This is a genomic window from Halorubrum sp. Atlit-26R (assembly GCF_003666015.1).
In the GTDB taxonomy this organism is placed as follows: Archaea; Halobacteriota; Halobacteria; order Halobacteriales; family Haloferacaceae; genus Halorubrum.
On sequence record NZ_QPLT01000198.1, the window covers coordinates 1 to 751 of the forward strand.

General features: G+C 41.1%; 1 protein-coding gene. It reads right to left on the bottom strand.

Translation table 11 applies throughout. The annotated features are described in order from the left end of the window. Positions 1-95 precede the first annotated feature (95 nt). Positions 96-326, bottom strand: coding sequence for a hypothetical protein (locus tag DVK07_RS20100; RefSeq protein WP_121598561.1), 231 nt, complete (start codon positions 324-326; stop codon positions 96-98). Positions 327-751 lie beyond the last annotated feature (425 nt).

Genomic DNA, 751 nt, shown 5'->3' on the forward strand with positions numbered 1-751 from the left:
TCGGCTGTGTTTCATCACTGTTCCCTGGCAGGACGGTCGTCGACTAGGTTGCGTATATTTCTCTTATTAAACGCTTGCAAAACGAATCTACAGAGTCATCCCGTTTCAGAGTTTACAGGGACAAAAACCACAAATCCGTCTTCCACTCGAATGCCGATCTCGTCAACCTCATCTGGATTGATCCCCTGCTTCTGAATGTCCTCTGCGGAAAAGAAAACAGGCACACCAACTGCACCTTGTTTTTCATTCTTAGTGACCTTCGCTTTCTGAGGACTATCTCTGGATCCTTCGTTTGTGCTAATTATAGCATCAATGTGACGTGTCATCTTTACTATCACCCATTAAGTCTATCTAGACTTGATAATTGATTTCTGGACCACTGATCAGTATATTCAGATCTATTCCACACATATACTGGTTGACTGTGGTTCGCGTCATCGCAAATGGACAAATCATCCACCCTACTAAAAGGGTTAGCCGTATAGCCAGTTGACAGGGGTAAAAACCAGTACTTCAGGGATCATAACCGGCGCACGACTCATTAGTATTTAAAGAAGAGTGAGGATACATATCTAGTATTCAATATGAATTGGTGATTAGATCAGGATCTTCTGAGTATATCCCGATCTAATTAGACTACTATCGGTTAGTTTCAGGAAATTCTGAAACACTAACTCGTTTGTTACTACTACCCGATAGAATCAACCGTATTCAGTAAGTTATTTAAACGCTATTGTATCTGAACAGTGAT